We start from the raw sequence: 17,186 nt of genomic DNA on the forward strand, positions 1-17,186 counted from the left end.
GCCGCGCGCACTCGCCCCCGAGAGGGGGTCACCATCGCCGTCGGCCTCGCACCCGGCAGCGTCGTGCAGCCGGCCGGACGCCTCCCGAACTTCGCGCTCGACGGTCTGCCCGCAGTCGTCGGCGGGGCCGGCCTCCTGGCGGGCGGGGCCTCCGCGTTCGCCGTCGCCCGGCTCCGCGCGCGCCGCCGCACCGGACGGGGCACCATCGTCGCCCAGTACGAGGTTCCGCGGGAGCTGCCGCCGCTCGTCGCGGGGCCCGTCGCGGGCGCGACGGAGGCCGTGGTGCCCGCGCAGATCGTGCACCTCGCCGTCGGCGGCGCGATCCGCCTCGAGGACGGTGCACCCGAGCGGGGCTTCTTCGGCCCGAAGCAGGCGCAGCCCGTCCTCCGCGTCGTCGACGCCGCCCGCGCGGTCGATCCTCAGGACGCCGGGGCCCTGCGCGCGATCCTTCCCTCGCTGGAGCCCGGAACCGCGTTCGCGCTGCCCGAGCGGGACGAGGCCTTCGGCAAACGGATGACGGAGCTCTCGGCCGGCGGGCTGCGCGCCGCGGAGGAGCGCGGGTACTTCACCCGCGAGGCCAGCCGTCCCGCCCGCATTCTCGGCGCGGTCGCGCTCGGCGTCGCGGTGCTCGTGGTGGCCGCGGCCGTCATCGCACTGGCGACCCGCCCGGTCACCGCGGGTCCGATCCTCGCACTCATCGCGGCCGCTGGCGCCGGAGTGCTCGGCACGGTGGGCCTCGTGCCCCATCGCGTGCACACGCCGCTCGGCGCGGAGGCGCGAGAGCACCTGGAGGGGGTGAAGCTCTTCATCACGGTCGCGGAAGCCGACCGCCTGCGCGTGCTGCAGTCGCCCGACGGCGCGGAGCGGACGCGGGAGGGCGACGTCACGATCATCCGACTCTACGAACGGCTGCTCCCCTACGCGGTGATGTTCGGTCTGGAGCGGGAGTGGGGCGGCGTGCTCGAGACCCGCTACGCCGAACAGACGGGCCTCGCCCCGAGCTGGTACCCCGCTGTCGCCGTGCACGGCCTCGGGGACTTCGGAAGCACCATCCACTCCTTCACGCGCTCGCTCGACTCCGCCGCGAGCTACACCTCGAGCAGTTCGGGCGGCTCGAGCGGCGGTGGTTTCGCCGGCGGAGGCGGGGGCGGCGGCTTCAGCGGCGGCCGCTGAAGCCTCGCCCCCCTCTCCCCCCCCCACCCCGCCCGCACTCGTTTTTCTCCGCCCCCTTTCCCTCCCCCTCCCCCTCCCAAACCTTCCCCGCACCCCGCGAATCCGGGTCGATGAGACACGGTGAGCGCCGCGGTCACCCTGCGCCGCTGACCCGAATCCGCGTGCCACGGGCGGATCGGGCACGAGCTGCGGGGCCTGGGTGCTTCACTGATCCGCACGCCGCTCACAGGGGCCGGTGGCCGACGGATCCTCGGCGTGTCCTCCACATTCCCGGTTCCGCGCTCCACCAGGGCAGTCGCGCGGGGGCATCCTGGTCGCATGACCCGCCCAGCGCCGCTCCCCGAACGACTCTCCCGGCGTTCCGTCCCGACTGGCGTGCTGCTCGCGCTCGGCGTCAGTCGCAGCCGCCTCCGCGCCGAGGATCTTCGGCGCACCGCACGAGGTGTCGTGTTGCTCCCCGGACCCCCTGACGGGAGGTTCATCCACGGGGAGCGCGGCGCGGTGCGCGAGGACGGGGCGCACCGCGAGCGGTGCCTCGATCTCGCGGGCGTCCTCCGCGATCAGCAGTTCTTCACCCGGCGATCCGCCGCCGCCCTGTGGGGGCTTCCCGTGCCCGCACCGCCCGGTGGCGCCGTCGAGATCGCCGCGTTCCATCCGCGACGCGCACCGCGCCGGCCCGAGGTCATCGCGCAGCGCCTCCGCGCCGGAGTGCTGGTGCGCAGCGAGCTGTACGGTCTCGCGCTGCCGTCACCGGCCGACACCTGGTGCCTGCTCGGGGCGGTGCTCGACCTCGAGGACCTCATCGTCGCGGGCGACGCCGCGCTGACGGGTCGCCGACGGCGGCACGGCGGTCGGCAGCGGCCGCTCACGACGCGGGCGCAGCTCGCGGAGGCGGTGCGACGGCATCATGGCGGCACCGGGATCGCGCGGTGCCGCGAGGCGCTCCCGCTGTTGCGCGATCCCGTCGACTCGCCCCAGGAGACTCGCCTGCGACGGCTGATCGTGCGTGCCGGCCTCCCGGAACCGGTCGTCGACTGCGCCGTGCCCGTCGAGGCTCGCGTGCTCCACGCCGATCTCGGTTATCCGGAGTTGCGGATCGCGATCGAGTACGAGGGCGCGTACCACTTCGAGGACGGTCCCGCTCGTGCTCGGCGCGATGCCGATCGGTGGGAGGCGATGTCGGATGCCGGCTGGCGGGTGATCCGCGTACAGGCGAACGAGCTGCTGCTCTCCGGCTCACTGCTCGCCCGGATCGCGCGCGCTCGGACCCGCGCCTCGCGCTGACGCTCGGTCTCGCATCAGCCACCGCCCGGCGCTGCACGCCGCCCGCCGCTCACCGCGGGATCCGGGTTCCCAATCACCGCGGAACTCAGGTTCCGCTCACCCCGGGGTCCGGGTCGCTCCGGGTTCCCGCTCGCTGCCGGATCCGGGTCGCTCCGGGTTCCCGCTCACCGCGGGGTCCGGGTTCCCGATCGCTCCGGGATCCGGGTCACGCCGGGTTCCCGCTCAGTGCGGGATCGGGGTCACTGCGGCATTCGGGTCGCCCAGGCAGGGTCGGTACCGGCCTCACCCTGTCGGGGCGACCCGGATCCGGTGCGGCGGGGCCGCGAGTGGGCGGGCTGGGGTCCCGGGAGTCGCGGGAGACCCGGGAGGATCTCGGGAATCGGGGCACTGCGCAGGCGCGTCCGCAGGATCCGGGTCGCTCGGGCAGGGTGAGCGTCGCTCTCACCCTGCCCGAGTGACCCCGATCCGGAGATGGTGGATCCCCAAGGGGGCGGAAATGGTGGAGCCCCAAGGGCGCTGATCCGGAACGGGTGGAGCCGGTGGGGCGGAAACGCGGAGGCGGGGAGAGTTACCGAACGGAAGGGCGGACGCGGGGAGGGAGTGACCGGGCGGAAGGGCGGAGGAGCGGAGCCTGGGTGGCGCTCAGGCGCGGCGGTACCGGGCGCCGCCGAAGCCGAGGATGAGGTAGCCGATGACCGAGAAGAGCCAGAGGAGGAAGAAGGAGAACGCGCCGCCCTTGCCGAAGCGGCCGCCGAGGCGCAGCGCCACGAAGATGGAGAAGACGATGTTCGCGATGGGGACGAGATACCAGAGCGTCATCCAGGCGGAGTAGCCGGCGACCTTCACGAGGATGAAGACGTTGACGATCGGGATGATCGCGAGAATGCCGGGGTAGCCCGCCTTCGAGAAGACGCGCCAGAGCGCGATCGCGACGATGACGTACCAGACGACGCCGAAGATGCCGTAGCTCTGCGTGAGCGCCAGAATGTCGGCCTGCTGCGTGATGTCCTGCATGCGGACCCTCCCCCGGCCGCCGGTGCGGCGGCCCTAGAACCCCAGCTTCCCGAGGGATTTCGGGTCGCGCTGCCATTCTTTCAGCACCTTCACCCTGAGCGAAAGGTAGACCCGGCGTCCGAGCAGCGCCTCGATCTCCCGACGCGCCCGCTCGCCCGTGTCGCGCAGGCGCGAGCCGCCCTTCCCGATGACGATCCCCTTCTGACTGTCGCGCTCCACGTAGATGGAGGCGTAGAGCTCGAGGAGCCCGTCCTCGCGCTCCTCGCGGTCGTCGACCGTCGCGGCGAGGGAGTGCGGCAGCTCCTCCCGCGCACCCTCGAGCGCCGCCTCGCGGATGAGCTCGGCGATGCGGTCGTCCTCGTCCTCGTCGGTCGTCTGCTCCGCCTCGTAGAGCGCCGGCGAGGGCGGCATGAGCTCGAGCAGCTCGTCGGCGAGCACATCGAGCTGATCGCCCGCGACCGAGGACAGCGGGATCACGGCGTCCCACTCGCGGAGCGCGCCGAGGCGCGTGAGCTGCTCGAAGATCTCCGCGTTCGAGGCCCGGTCGGTCTTCGTGAGGATCGCGACCTTCTTGGCGCGCGGGAAGTCGTCGAGGCGCTCGTTGATGAAGCGGTCGCCCGGGCCCAGCTTCTCGTCGGCCGGCACGCAGAACCCGATCACGTCGACATCGCCGAGCGTCGCCTCGACGAGGGCGTTCAGCCGCTCCCCGAGCAGCGTGCGGGGCCGGTGGATGCCCGGGGTGTCGACGATGATGAGCTGCCCGTCCGGCCGGTGCAGGATGCCCCGGATGGCGCGACGCGTGGTCTGCGGTTTCGGGCTCGTGATCGCGATCTTCTCGCCCACGAGGGCGTTCGTGAGCGTCGACTTGCCGACGTTCGGGCGTCCCACGAAGGAGACGAACCCCGCCCTGAACTCGCGTCCGTCCTCGGTCGTACCGCTCATCGCTCCTCCTTCTCGGCGCGTACGCCGCGCGCCGGGGATCCCCCGGCGTCCGCTTCCTCGTCGGCCTCGTCCGGCTCGCCGATCCATCTGGCCTCGGCCGTGAGGAGACGCCGCCGGCGGCGCTCCGTGTCGACGACGACGAGCTCGATCCCCGCGGTGCTCACGGAGTCCCCGGGTTCGGGCAGGCGCCCGAGCAGCTTGGCGACGAGGCCGCCCACCGTGTCGACCTCGTCGTCGTCCAGCTCGATCCCGTAGAGCTCCCCGAGCTCGTCGACCGAGAGGCGGGCGCTGACGAGGAACGCCCCGTCCTCCTGCGGCGTCACCTCGGGCGCCTCGCGGTCGTGCTCGTCGGAGATCTCGCCGAGCAGTTCCTCGATGAGGTCCTCGAGCGTGACCAGACCGGAGATCCCTCCGTACTCGTCGACCACGAGGGCGAGATGGTTGGCCTCGCGCTGCATCTGCCTGAGCAGCTCGTCCGCTCGCTGGAGCTCGGGGACGAAGATCGCGGGCTTCATGATCCGCGTCACCGGCGCCGTCTCGGACTCCTCGGGCCGCCGGAGCACGAAACCGCTCGCGTCGCGCAGATACGCGACGCCGGCCACGTCGTCCACGGATCCCGCGATCACCGGGATCCGCGAGTGGCGCGACGCGAGCAGCTGCTCGAGCGCCTCCCGCACCGAGTCCTCGCTGCTCACCGTGATCATGTCGATGCGCGGCACCATCACCTCGCGCACCAGCGTGTCGCCGAACTCGACGAGCGAATGGATGTACTCGCGGTCGTCGTCCTCGAGCAGGGACTGCTCCGCGGCGTGGTCCACCATGGAGAGCAGCTGCTGCTCGTCCCGGATCCGCGCGGATCCCGCCCGACGCCCGGGCGTGACCCGGTCGCCGAAGCGCTGCAGACCGATCGAGATCGGGCCGAGGAGCACGCGGATGAGACGGACGGTAGGGGCCGCGAAGCGGATCACGCCGTCCGGGCGATGCGTGCCGACCGTGCGCGGGCTCGAGCCCACGAGCACGAAGGTCGTGGCCGTCATCACGAGCGTCGCGAGCACGAGCTCCAGCCAGAGCTGGTCGAGCGTGTACGCGAGCACGAGCGTGATGAGCACCGCCGAGAGCACCTCGGCGAAGACGCGGGCGAAGCCGAGCGCGCTCGCGTGGGCGGCCTCGTCCTCGGCGATCGCGCGGATCGCCGCACCGGTGCGCGGCGACTCCTCCGCGAGTGCGAGCAGCTCGGCCCGGGAGCGCACCCCGAGCGCGGCGTCGACGGCGGCGAGTAGGCCGCCGACGCCGAGCAGCAGCGCCGCGGCCGCGAGGAGCAGCGCGATGAGCGGGCCGCTCATCGCCCGCGCTCGCGCATGGCGAAGGAGAGCAGCAGGTCGCGCTGCAGCCCGAACATCTCCGCCTCCTCGTCCGGCGTCGCGTGGTCGAAGCCCAGCAGATGCAGCATCCCGTGGGTGAGCAGCACCGAGATCTCCTGGGGCAGGTCGTGGCCGGCGGCCTCCGCCTGCAGCTCGGCGACCTGCGGGCAGATGACGACGTCGCCGAGGAGCCCCGCTGGGGTCTGCGCGTCGACGCGTCCCGGCCGCAGCTCGTCCATCGGGAAGCTCAGCACGTCCGTGGGGCCCGGCTCCTCCATCCACTGCACGTGCAGCTGCTCGATGGCGGATTCGTCCACGAGCATCACGCCCAGCTCGGTGTCGGGGTGCACGTGCATCGATTCGAGGACGAAGGCCGCGAGCCGCTGGAGGCGTGGCTCCTCGACGGCGATGCCCGACTCGTTGTTGATCTCCACGCTCATCGTCCGCGCTCCCTCTCTGCTGCTCCCGCACCCGTACCGGCATCGCCACCGGCGCCCGCATCGCCGCCCGCATCCGCCGCGGCCGCACCGGCCGCGACCTCCGACGCCCGGGCCGCGAGGCGCCGCTCGTCGTACTCCGCGTAGGCGTCCACGATACGGCCCACGAGGCTGTGCCGCACGATGTCGTCCGAGCCGAGCTCGGCGAAGTGGATGTCCTCGACGCCCCGCAGGATGCGGTTCACCACGCGCAGGCCGCTCGCCGCGAGCGGCAGGTCGACCTGGGTGATATCCCCCGTCACGACCATCTTCGAGCCGTAGCCGAGTCGCGTGAGGAACATCTTCATCTGCTCGGGGGTGGTGTTCTGCGCCTCGTCGAGGATCACGAAGGACTCGTTGAGCGTCCGCCCGCGCATGTAGGCGAGCGGGGCGACCTCGATCGTGCCGCTCGCGAGCAGCTTGGGGACCACGTCGGGATCGAGCATCGAGCCGATCGCATCGAAGAGCGGTCGCAGGTACGGGTCGATCTTGTCCTCGAGCGAGCCGGGAAGGTAGCCGAGGCGTTCGCCGGCCTCGACCGCCGGCCGGGTGAGGATGATCTTCGCCACCTCCCGGCGCTGCAGCGCCTGCACGGCCTTCGCCATCGCGAGGTAGGTCTTCCCCGTTCCCGCGGGACCGATGCCGAATACGACGGTGTGCGCGTCGATCGCATCCACGTAGGCGCGCTGGCCCCGCGTCTGCGGGCGGACCGCGTGGCCGCGCACGGTCAGGATCGGTTCGCTCAGCACCTGGGCGGCCGTGGGGCCGTTGCCCTCGTGCACCATTCGGGTGACCTCTTTCACATCGTGTCGGGAGACGGCGCCGCTGCGCCTGGCGAGCTCGAGGATCTCGCGCACGACCTCCTCGGCCGCGCGGACGCGGCGCGCGGGGCCGCGCATGCTGAGCACCTGGTCGCGCACGTGGAAGCGGACGTCCGGGTGCTGCGCCTCGAGATCGGCGACGAGCTGATCGCGATGCCCCAGGAAGGACGCGAGATCAACCCCGTCGAGGAGCATCGTGCGCTGCGCCTCGGGCTCGGCGGACGGGCGCCCCTCGGGGGCCGCGGAGTCAGGATCCAAGAAGCGAACGCTCCTCGAGCGCACCCGCGAGCAGGTGGGCGTGGACGTGGAACACCGTCTGGCCGGCGCCCGCGCCGGTGTTGAAGACGAGCCGGAACTCGCCGCCGGCGTGCTCCTCCGCGAGCGACTTCGCCACCGAGACGAGCTCGGCGAGAAGACCGGGATCGCCCGCGGCGAGCTCGGTCACGTCTCGGTACTCGGTGCTCTTCGGGATCACCAGGATGTGGACCGGGGCCTGCGGGCTGATGTCCGGGAACGCGATCACGCGCTCGGTCTCCGCGAGGATCTCCACCGGGATCTCCCCGGCGACGATCTTTCCGAATACCGTTTCAGCTGCCATGCCTCCAGTCTACGGCCTTCGGACCCGCGGCAGCACGACGGTCCCGGTGAGCGCCTTCCCCGTGGGGTCCCGCGGCGCGGCGGACTTCTCCGTGACGACGAAGCGCACCCGGTAGGCGCCGACGAGGAGCCGCAGCTGCGAGACGACCGCGGTCATCGAGGTGTAGGCGAAGAGGGTGACGGGCAGCAGCGCCCACTGGAGGGTCATGCCGATCCACCGCGCACCGCCGACGCCCGGCGGTCGCGCCGGCAGGAGCAGCGCGGAGAGCACCATGGCGGCGACGAGCCCGAGAAGCGCCACGCGCTGCGCCGTCGCCGATGCCTCGGGCAGCAATGCGACGACGCCGATGACCCGCGCGTGGCCGAAGCCGAGCTCCGCGGAGATGCCGAGCGCGAGGACGGGCAGCCAGGCGCCGAAGGCGAGCATCGGCGTGAGGATCGCGAGGGTGACGTGGGACTCGAGCAGTTGCAGGAAGCGCCGCAGCGTCGGCCAGAACGGCGCGGGTCGTCGCCGGCCGAACAGCCGCACGCCGACGTAGGGGACGTCGGACGCCCCGTACGCCCATCGGCAGAGCTGGCGGAACTGGGCGAGGAGTGTGCGGCCGAGCGAATCGGCGAGCACCGCGTCCTGCTGGATCGGGAGATGCACCGGGACGACCCGGTAGCGGCCCCGGAAGTGGAAGTAGCTCCGCCAGTACTGGTGGCCGTCCTCCACGATCGTGCGCCGGCTCCAGAAGTCCATCTCGGCGAGCGCGGCGAGCGGTTGGGTGTGGGAGGCGAAGTTCCTCAGCGCGAGCGGTCGCACCGTCGCGATCAGGTTCCAGAGGGAGTTCCCCGCGGCGACGAGCCGCGTCGGGGCCGGAGCGTGCCAGATGTTGCCGGTGAACACCGAGATCGGCTGGAAGGCCACGCGCCGGCGGTCGGGCGCGCAGGCGAACTCGCAGCTCACGGCGTCGAAGTAGCGGGGATCGACGCGATTGTCGCAGTCGAGCGTCGTGACGAGGACCCGCTCGGGATCGATCCCGCGCGCGACGACCCAGTCCAGGAGCCCGCGCCCGGCGTGCGTGATGTTGCCGCCCTTCCCCGGCACCTCCCCGGGGAGCCCGGCCGGGTGCTCGATCGTGAGGAAGGCCCTGAACCGGTGCCCGTGCTCGGCGGCGAGGCGCGCGGCGGTCCCGCGCATGGCCGGTCCGCCGCGCGCCTCGTGGGCGAGCACGACGACGAGGCGTTCGGCGCCGAGGCGCGCGTCGAGGAGGGAGGCGATGCTCTGCGCCACGACCTCCGCCGGTTCGGCGTACGCGGCGATGATGACGGCGTGCACGATCTCGCCGGGGCGGAGCGCGGCGCCCGGGCGGCGACGGATGCGCCCGAGCAGCTCCGCGAAGCGCCGGATCGCCCAGCGCGGCAGCATCGCGAGGATCGCGGCGTCGGCGCCGCCGTGCTCGGCGGTGCCGTGCTCGGCGGTGATCCGAGCATCCAGCGCCGCCGCGAGCGCGCCCCAGTCCGTCCGCTCCGCCGCGCGCAGTCTCCGGTAGCCGCGCACCGAGTCCACGGCGCCGCGAGCCGCCCGCAGCACGCCGATCGCCACGAACACGGCGACGAAGGCGGCGCCGAGCCGCGGATCGACGAGCGTGAGGATGATCGCGCTCGCAGGGATCCCGAGCGTGACGAGCGCCGGGAGCATCTCGAGCAGTCGATAGCCGGTCGTCCGTCTGCCGAGGGGCAGCTCGATGTCGTGCACGCCAGTTCCCCGTCCCGTCGCGGCGGCGCACGACGGCCGGGCGGTCGTCCCCGCAGGGCCGACGCCGGCGTCCGCCGTGCGATCTCCCCTTCACGCTAGGGATGCCGGTTCACGCGCGGGTGAACGGCCGGTGGCGCGCAGTGGCGGCTTGCGATCGCGCCGGTGAACTCCCAGCCCCGCCGGCGGAGACGGCCGATTACCAGCGCCCGAGCGCGGCGTTGAGCACGGCGATCGCGGCGGGTCCCGCCGAGGAGGTGCGAAGCACGGTGCCCCCGAGCACCGCGACACGTGCGCCCGCCCGTTCGAGCGCGTCGAGCTCGTCCTCGGCGAGTCCGCCCTCGGGGCCGACGACCACGAGGATCTCGCGCAGCCCGCGCGCCTCGGGCGTCGCCGCCCACGCGGTGAGGGACGCCGCGCCGCGCGGATGCAGGACGACGACGGCCGCGCCGCCGACCGCCGCGGCCTCGGCGAGCTCGCGCAGGCCCAGCGGCTCGCCCACCGCCGGGATGCGTGCGCGCAGGGACTGCTTCGCCGCCTCGCGGGCGATCCGCCGCCACTTCTCCACGCCCCGGGCGGACTTGTCCGGCCCGCCCCTCGGGCGCCAGGTGGACACCGAGCGCCGCGCCTCCCAGGGCAGGATGCGATCCACGCCGAACTCGGTGGCCTGCTCCACGGCGCGCTCGTCGCGATCGCCCTTCGCGAGCGCCTGGACGAGCACGAGGGACGGGCGCGGCTCCTCCCCCGGCGTGGCCACCGCCTCGTCGATGCGGACGGCGAATCGATCCCGATCCGCCGTCTCCACGAGGCCGCCTCCGACCGCGCCGCGGCCGTTCCCCACGAGGATCCGCTCGCCCGCGCGCAGTCGGCTCACCCGGAGCGCGTGGCGCGCCTCTTCTCCGGCGATCTCGACAAGACCGCCGACGGCGAAGTCCGCGTCGGCCAGCTCCTCGCGGTAGTAGAGATTCGCCACCCGGATCAGCCCTGGCGGAAGAAGCGATCCCGCAGCTTGCCGAAGAAGCTCTGCTGGAACTCCCCGAGATGCGGCGGCTCGTCCTTGCGGAGCGCGGCGAGCTGCCGCACGAGATCCTTCTCGCGGGAGGAGAGCTTCGTCGGGATGCCCACCTGCACGGCGATCTTCAGCTCGCCGCGCGCGGTGCTGCGCAGCCCCTGGATGCCGCGGCCGCGCACGGTCAGCACATCGCCGGATTGGGTGCCCGGCGCGACCTCGACGACGACCTCGCCGTCGAGTCCCGCGAGCTTCGCCTCGGCGCCGAGGATCGCATCCGTCATGGACACCTGCATGGTGCACAGCAGGTCGTTGCCGTCCCGGCTGAAGATGTCGTGGTGCATCACCCGGAACTCGATGAACAGGTCGCCGTTGGGGCCGCCGCCCGGTCCGACCTCCCCGCCGCCGCGCATCTGCAGCCGCGTGCCGGTGTCGATGCCCGACGGGATGTCGATCGGGATCGTGCGGCGCTCGCGCACGCGGCCCTTGCCGCCGCACTCGACGCACGGATGCTCGATGATGGTGCCGTAGCCCTGGCAGCTGCCGCAGGGGTGCATCGTCACGACGTTGCCGAAGAGGGAGCGCACCTGCCGCTGCACCTGCCCCTGACCGCCGCAGACGTCGCAGGTCACGGGGTGGGTGCCCGGCTGGCAGCAGGACCCCTGGCAGACGCCGCAGAGCACCGCGGTGTTCACCGTGACGTCGCGCTGCACCCCGAAGATCACGTCCTCGAGGGCCACGTCGACGCGGATCATCGCGTCCTCGCCGCGCTCGGTGCGCGAGCGCGGGCCGCGGCCCCCGCCGCCGAAGCCGGATCCCCCGAAGAACGTCTCGAAGATATCCCCGAAGCCGCCCATGCCGCCCTGGCCGCCGCCCATGTCGTAGCGCTGCCGCTGCTCCGGGTCGCTGAGCACGTCGTAGGCGTGCGTCACGTCCTTGAATCGCTCGGCGGCGTCCTCGCTGGGGTTCACGTCGGGGTGGAGCTCGCGCGCGAGCCTGCGATAGGCCTTCTTGATCTCTTCGGGTGTCGCCTCGCGGGACACGCCGAGAGTCTCGTAATGGTCGGCCACGGTATTTCGCTCCTCAGATGCTTCGATGATGTCATGCGGCGGTACGCCGCCGGCTTCGGTGCCGCGCGCCTCAGCGGCGCGCGTCGGGTCGGCGCCCCTGGCCGCCGCGTCCCTGCTCGTTCTCCTCGCCGAGGAACCGGTTGAGGTAGCGGGCGACGGCGCGCACGGCCGAGATGTTGGCCGCGTAGTCCATGCGCAAGGGCCCGAGCACGCCGAGCTTCGACACCGACGCGCCCTCCTCCTCGTAGTTCGCGGCGATGATCGAGGTCGAGGCGAGTCCGTACGCCGCGTTCTCCCGGCCGATCGACGCGGCGACCTCCCTGCTGTCCTGCACCAGCTCGTCGAAGAGGCGCAGCAGGGTCACCTGCTCCTCGATCGCTTCGAGGACGACGGGGAGCGCTCCCTCGAAGGACCCGGTACGGGAGAGGTTCGCGGCGCCGGCGACGGCGATGCGGTCGTTGCGTCCGGCGCGCAACTGGTCGAGGACGACGCCGAGCACCCGCCGCACGAGCTCGGTCTCCGCGGGCTGCGCCCATTCGCCGAGGCGATCATCGAGATCCTCGATCGCGGAGACCGCCGTCTCGACGTCGGCGCCGACCGCGGCCCCGGCGATCCGCTGCCGCAGGCCGTGCACCCACGCCTCCGTCACGAGGGACGCCGGCAGCCGGGCGATCTGCTGCTCGACCACGCCGCTGCCGAGGATGAGGACGCACAGCACGCGGTCCTCGCCGATCGCGACGAGGTCGATGTGCCGGACGACGGTGCGCCGGAGCGACGGGTACTGCGCCACGGCGACCTGATTGGTGAGCTGCGCGAGCAGCCTGACCGTGCGCGCCATGACGTCGTCGAGGTCCGACGACTCGCCGAGGAATCGCTCGATGGCCGAGCGCTGCGCGCCGGTGAGCGGGCGGGATCTCGCGAGCGTGTCGACGTAGAGGCGGTAGCCCTTGTCCGTCGGCACGCGCCCCGAGGAGGTGTGGGGCTGCGCGATGAGCTCGTCCTCCTCGAGCAGCGCCATGTCGTTGCGGATGGTCGCGGCGGACACGCCGAAGCTGTGACGGTCGACGATCGCCTTCGAGCCGACGGGCTCGTTCGAGGAGACGTAGTCGCCGACGATCGCGTGCAGGACCGCGAGGCTGCGCTCCGAGACCATCGCCCACCTCCCTCTGGCACTCAACGGGGCTAAGTGCCAAGTCTAGCGCAGCGCGGCGCGCCGGACACGACCGCGGCGGCCGCCGGGAGCGAACGCTCCCGACGGCCGCCGCGGTGGCACGACGTGCGCGGCTCAGTCGGAGAAGAGCTGATCCGAGCGGAAGAGGAACGCCGCGGTCGCCTGCCTGGTGAGCTTGCTCAGCGGCTGGTAGATCGGCTTCTTGCCCGCACCCTGCCGGGTCCCCGTGGAGAGGCCGGACTCGTACATCCAGGCGATCTGCTTGTAGAAGCGGTGCGAGGTGCGCACGTCGGCGAACGGCGATGCCTTCGGGGCCGTGTACCCCGTGGGCGCCTCCATCCGGTACATGAACGCGGCGAAGGCCTCGCGCGACATGGTCGACTTCGGCGCGAACGTGCGCGTGCCGTCGGCCTGCTTGGTCCCGGTGGAAAGTCCCGCCTCGTGCATCCAGGAGATCTCGGTGTAGAACTGATCGCCCGGATCGACATCCGCGAACGGCGACGTCGCGGGGGCGGTGTACCCCTCGGGCGCCGCGATCCGGTAGAGGAAGGCCGCGACCGCCTCGCGGGTCACCTTCCGTGCGCCGTCGAAGCGGGTCGTGCCGTCCGCCTGACGGAAGCCGGTCGTGAGGCCCTGCTCCGCCATCCACAGGATCTCCGTGCCGAACTTGGTGTCCTCGGCGATGTCCTCGAACGGGTTCTCGAAGGGCGGGATGCCGGCTCGGGTGAGGTCGGTCGCCGTCCCGTCGAAGGCGATCGTGCGGACGGTCGCGGTCTGCTCGGCGTCGACGAAGACCCCGTAGCCGATGACGTCGTGGTCGCCGAGCGCCGCCACGATCTCATCGAGGCTCGCCTCGGCGTTCGCCGCGATGCCGGGGAGTGCGCGCGAGGTGATCCAGCTCGAGGCCTCCGCGAGGCTGCCCGACTCGGGCACGAGCGCCCGCAGCGTGGTGAACTGCGGTGCGAGCGACCCCTCCGGGTAGTAGTGGACCGGGATCTGCGCCCACACCGGCCCGTCGGCGTCGACCACGAGCTCGGCGGCGCGCGATGCCGCGTTCACGAGGACGTCCTCCGGTGCGAAGCCGTTGAGCAGCTGGTACTTGCCCGAGATCTCGAGGCCGAGCACGGCTCCGTGCTCGCCCGTCGCCTCCGCGATGCCGCCGAGTCGCGCATCGTCCGGCGCGACCCCGTTGTGCCAGCCCGGGTAGCTGCTCTCGTCGGGGCGGATGCCGTCGAGGGCGAGCTGCTCCGCGAGCGGATCCCCCGCGGGAGCCGGGGCGGCCGGCTCGGCGAAGAACCGGGTCGTCGCGCCGTCCGCGGTGAATGACGAGACGAGGACGTCCTCGGCGCTCTTCGCCACGAGGAAGCCCGCGCCGATCGGGTACGCGTTCGGACCGAGGGCGTCGACCAGCTCGGCGAGCGGCGCCCGGGCGTTGGCGCCGAAGCTGCTGCCCGGGATCGCCTGACTCGTCGTCCAGTCCCCCTCGGGGTCAGCCGCAGGGGCCCGGAGCGTCGTCCACCCCTCGCCGGCCTGCCACGCGGCGTCGCCGTCGGTGTCGACGCGGACGGGGATCTGGTAGCTCAGCTTCTCGGTGCTCGAGGCGACCACGCCGAGGCTCGCCGCGAGCTCCGCGATCGGCGTCGTCGCGGCGCCGATCGCCTGGTCGTTGCCGTTGCCGCGGAGCACGAGCGCGTCGCCTCCGGCCGCGATGGCGAGTCCGTTGCGCGCCTGCGTCACGGAGCCGTCCGCGTTGCCGTGATCCGGGTCGAAGTGCCAGTCGTTGTAGACCGCGGTCTCCTCGGCGCCGGTGCTCGGGTTCGCGATCTCCGAGAGCGGCGCGCGTCCGCTCTCGGGCGCCGGGGATGCCGCACGGGCGAAGTCCGTCTGCGCCCCGTCGAAGGCGATCGACGTGATCGTGGCCGTCCGCCCCTCGTCGACGAAGACGCCGTACCCGATGAGGTCGTGGTCGCCGATAGCCGCGAGGATCGCCTCGAGCGAGGCGCCCGTGTTCGCGGTGATCCCCGGGAGGTCCTTCGAGGAGATCCAGGCCTCCGCTTCGGCGAGGACGCCGCTGGCGGGCACCTGGGCGCGGATGGTCGTGAACTGCGCCCCGGGGACGCCGTCCTGGTACCAGAAGACGGGGAACTGCGCCCAGGCCTCACCGGTCGCGACGATCCGCGCGCCCGCGGCCCGCGCGAGCGCGTTGGGGAGGAAGTCCTCGTCGGCGAAGCCGTTGAGGATCTGCGCCTTCCCCGTGACCTCGAGCCCGTCGATCGCGCCGCGCGCGCCGACGACGCTCGCATAGCTGCCGCCCGCGGCGGCGCCGTCGTGCCAGCCCGCGTAGCTGTCCTCGTTCGGGCGGATCTGGGCGGCGCCGACGAAGTCGAGCGACGCGGGGAGCTCCGCCGCCACGGCGGGAGCGGCGGAGAACCTCGTCGTCACGCCCTCCGCGGTGAAGGAGGAGACGAGCGTGCCGGCGGCGGGCTTGCTCGCCAGGAATCCGAAGCTGATGGGATACACCGGCCCCTCGGCCTCCGCCACCGCCGCGAGCTCGGCGAGGAGGTCGGCGAGCGGCAGGGAGGCGTTCTTCGCGAGGGCGCCGATGGGCTGGCTCGTCGTCCAGTTGCCGGCGGGGTCGGCGACCGGGGCGCGGAGCGTGGACCAGCCCTCCCCCGGCTCCCAGACGCCGTCGCCGTCGGTGTCGACGCGGATCCCGACCTGGTAGCTCAGCCTGCTCGTGTCCGACGCCGCGACGCCGAGGCCCGCGATGAGCTCCTCGACGCTCGTGCCGTCCGCCGCGGGATCCACGTCGTTGCCGTTGCCCCGAATGATCTGCGTGTCGACGCCGGCCTCGAGCTCGACGCCGTTGCGGGCCTGGAGCGCGACGGACTGCGTGCGGCCCGTGCCCGGCCCGAAGTGCCACTCGTTGTAGACGGACGATTCGGTCTCCGCGGTCGACGGACGGATCTCGTCGCCCGGTACGTACGCCGTCTCGAGCCCGGGTGCTGCCTGCGCGGCGGCAGCGGCGCCGAATGCGGCACCCGTCATCGCCAGTGCCGTCGCGGTGAGCGCGGCGATCGGTCTGCGTAACTTCATTGTCGGATATCCCCCCTGGATGTCTTACTGACACGGGAAAGCCGAATGCGATCGCATCGCGATCTCCCCCACACGCACCGTACATGAGAGGCATAGGCTGCACAAGGCTTGCGCCGAGTCGAGGAAGCGGCACCGCCCCGGCTCCGGTGCGATGCTCGGCTCGACGCGTCCGGAGCGGCCGCGCGACGGGACACGTCGCGAGCGGCTACCCCAGCAGTCGATGCACGACCGTATCCGCCAGCAGGCGCCCGCGGAGCGTCGGGACGACGCGGCCGGCGATCGCCGCGCGGCCGTCGATGAGGCCGTCAGCGATCAGGCCGGGGACGCGGCGCCGCTCCTCGGCCGTCAGCACCCCCGTGTCGAGGCCGTCCGCGATGCGGGTCTCGAGGAGGATCCGCTCCTCGCGTCGCGACGAGGCGTCGAGGATCTCGCGCGCGTGCGCCGGGGAGGCGCCCTGCGCCATGCGCTGCGCATACGCGCCGGGGTGCTTGACGTTCCACCAGCGAACACCGCCCACGTGGCTGTGTGCGCCCGGGCCGGCGGCCCACCAGTCCTCCCCCGTCCAGTAGGCGAGGTTGTGCCGGGAGCGCGTCGCCTCCGAGCGGGCCCAGTTGCTGATCTCGTACCAGCCGAGACCGGCCGCGGCGAAGCGGGCATCCGCGCGCTCGTACATCTCCGCGTGCAGGTCCTCGTCGGGCTCGGGAACGGAGCCGCGCTTGATCTGCGCGGCGAGCTTCGTGCCCGGCTCGACGATGAGGGCGTATGCGGACAGGTGATCGGGTTCGGTCGCGAGCGCGGCGTCGACCGAGCGGTCCCAATCCTCGATGCGCTCGCCCGGCGTCCCGTAGATGAGGTCGACGCTGACTTGCAGCCCGGCCTCGCGAGCCCAGCGCGTCACGAGCGGGATCCGTTCGGGCGTGTGGGTCCGATCGAGCGTCCGCAGCACCTCGGGCACGGCGGACTGCATGCCGAAGCTCACCCGGGTGAAGCCGGCGCGGGTGAGCCGCTCGAGGTATGCGGCGTCCACGGAGTCGGGATTCGCCTCGGTCGTCACCTCGGCACCGGGAGCGAGGCCCCACTCGTCGCGGATCCGTCCGAGCATGCTCGCGAGATCCTCCGCGGGGAGGAGCGTGGGCGTGCCGCCGCCGAAGAAGACGGTCGACGCGGCGCGCTCGGCGACGCCCGCGCGCCGGAGCACGTCGGCGCCGAAGCTCAACTCCCGCTGCGCCTGCGCGGCGTAGTCGTCCCGCCGCGTGCCGCCGAGCTCGCTCGCGGTGTAGGTGTTGAAGTCGCAGTAGCCGCACCGGACCCGGCAGTAGGGGACGTGCACGTAGACGCCGAATCGCCGCTCCGCGGATCCCTCGGCCGCGCTCGGCGGGAGCGATCCGTCCGCGGGTGCGGGGTCGCCCTCAGGAAGAATGCTCGGCACGGCGC

Annotated in this window: 14 protein-coding genes; 2 read left to right on the forward strand and 12 right to left on the reverse strand. The window is 72.7% G+C overall.

What is annotated here, in order from left to right; translation table 11 throughout:
• Positions 1 to 63 precede the first annotated feature (63 nt).
• Together MUN78_RS16740 and MUN78_RS07730 are read left to right on the forward strand one after the other, a co-directional pair.
• Positions 64 to 1,173 carry a DUF2207 family protein gene (locus tag MUN78_RS16740; RefSeq protein ID WP_346730634.1) on the forward strand — a complete coding sequence of 370 codons (1,110 nt, stop codon included), beginning with the start codon at positions 64 to 66 and terminating at the stop codon, positions 1,171 to 1,173.
• A gap of 318 nt (positions 1,174 to 1,491) precedes the next feature.
• Complete coding sequence (locus tag MUN78_RS07730; RefSeq protein WP_244729808.1) at positions 1,492 to 2,457, forward strand: endonuclease domain-containing protein; 966 nt, start codon at positions 1,492 to 1,494, stop codon at positions 2,455 to 2,457.
• Between the two features lie 642 nt (positions 2,458 to 3,099).
• Here MUN78_RS07730 and MUN78_RS07735 read toward each other — a convergent pair.
• The 12 genes from MUN78_RS07735 to hemW all read right to left on the reverse strand — a co-directional run bounded on the left by MUN78_RS07735 (position 3,100) and on the right by hemW (position 17,181).
• Positions 3,100 to 3,471, reverse strand: coding sequence for a DUF5684 domain-containing protein (locus tag MUN78_RS07735; RefSeq protein WP_244693875.1), 372 nt, complete (start codon positions 3,469 to 3,471; stop codon positions 3,100 to 3,102).
• Between the two features lie 33 nt (positions 3,472 to 3,504).
• On the reverse strand, positions 3,505 to 4,413 hold the full coding sequence (gene era / locus MUN78_RS07740; protein WP_244729810.1) for a GTPase Era: 909 nt from the start codon (positions 4,411 to 4,413) through the stop codon (positions 3,505 to 3,507).
• On the reverse strand, positions 4,410 to 5,756 hold the full coding sequence (locus tag MUN78_RS07745) for a hemolysin family protein (protein WP_244693877.1): 1,347 nt from the start codon (positions 5,754 to 5,756) through the stop codon (positions 4,410 to 4,412). The genes era and MUN78_RS07745 overlap by 4 nt, the downstream gene beginning before the upstream one ends.
• Complete coding sequence (ybeY, locus tag MUN78_RS07750; protein ID WP_244693878.1) at positions 5,753 to 6,214, reverse strand: rRNA maturation RNase YbeY; 462 nt, start codon at positions 6,212 to 6,214, stop codon at positions 5,753 to 5,755. The genes MUN78_RS07745 and ybeY overlap by 4 nt, the downstream gene beginning before the upstream one ends.
• Complete coding sequence (locus MUN78_RS07755; RefSeq protein WP_244730037.1) at positions 6,211 to 7,266, reverse strand: PhoH family protein; 1,056 nt, start codon at positions 7,264 to 7,266, stop codon at positions 6,211 to 6,213. The genes ybeY and MUN78_RS07755 overlap by 4 nt, the downstream gene beginning before the upstream one ends.
• 52 nt (positions 7,267 to 7,318) lie before the next feature.
• Positions 7,319 to 7,669, reverse strand: coding sequence for a histidine triad nucleotide-binding protein (locus tag MUN78_RS07760; RefSeq protein WP_244693879.1), 351 nt, complete (start codon positions 7,667 to 7,669; stop codon positions 7,319 to 7,321).
• 9 nt (positions 7,670 to 7,678) lie between these two features.
• Entirely contained in the window at positions 7,679 to 9,409 is a 1,731-nt protein-coding gene (locus tag MUN78_RS07765) for a glycosyltransferase family 2 protein (RefSeq protein ID WP_244729813.1), read from the reverse strand.
• 196 nt (positions 9,410 to 9,605) lie between these two features.
• Positions 9,606 to 10,379, reverse strand: coding sequence for a 16S rRNA (uracil(1498)-N(3))-methyltransferase (locus tag MUN78_RS07770; RefSeq protein ID WP_244693881.1), 774 nt, complete (start codon positions 10,377 to 10,379; stop codon positions 9,606 to 9,608).
• Positions 10,380 to 10,384: 5 nt separating this feature from the next.
• Positions 10,385 to 11,485 carry a molecular chaperone DnaJ gene (dnaJ, locus tag MUN78_RS07775; RefSeq protein ID WP_244693882.1) on the reverse strand — a complete coding sequence of 367 codons (1,101 nt, stop codon included), beginning with the start codon at positions 11,483 to 11,485 and terminating at the stop codon, positions 10,385 to 10,387.
• A gap of 70 nt (positions 11,486 to 11,555) precedes the next feature.
• On the reverse strand, positions 11,556 to 12,638 hold the full coding sequence (gene hrcA, locus MUN78_RS07780; RefSeq protein ID WP_244729814.1) for a heat-inducible transcriptional repressor HrcA: 1,083 nt from the start codon (positions 12,636 to 12,638) through the stop codon (positions 11,556 to 11,558).
• Positions 12,639 to 12,770: 132 nt separating this feature from the next.
• The gene (locus MUN78_RS07785) at positions 12,771 to 15,752 is read right to left on the reverse strand and encodes an S-layer homology domain-containing protein (RefSeq protein ID WP_244729815.1); all 2,982 of its coding nucleotides are present in this window, start codon (positions 15,750 to 15,752) and stop codon (positions 12,771 to 12,773) included.
• 205 nt (positions 15,753 to 15,957) lie between these two features.
• Positions 15,958 to 17,181 (reverse strand): radical SAM family heme chaperone HemW, encoded by a 1,224-nt coding sequence (gene hemW / locus MUN78_RS07790; protein ID WP_244729817.1) that lies wholly within the window; start codon positions 17,179 to 17,181, stop codon positions 15,958 to 15,960.
• Positions 17,182 to 17,186 lie beyond the last annotated feature (5 nt).

Origin of the sequence: Leucobacter allii, assembly GCF_022919155.1 — a bacterium.
Classification (GTDB): Bacteria; Actinomycetota; Actinomycetes; order Actinomycetales; family Microbacteriaceae; genus Leucobacter; species Leucobacter allii.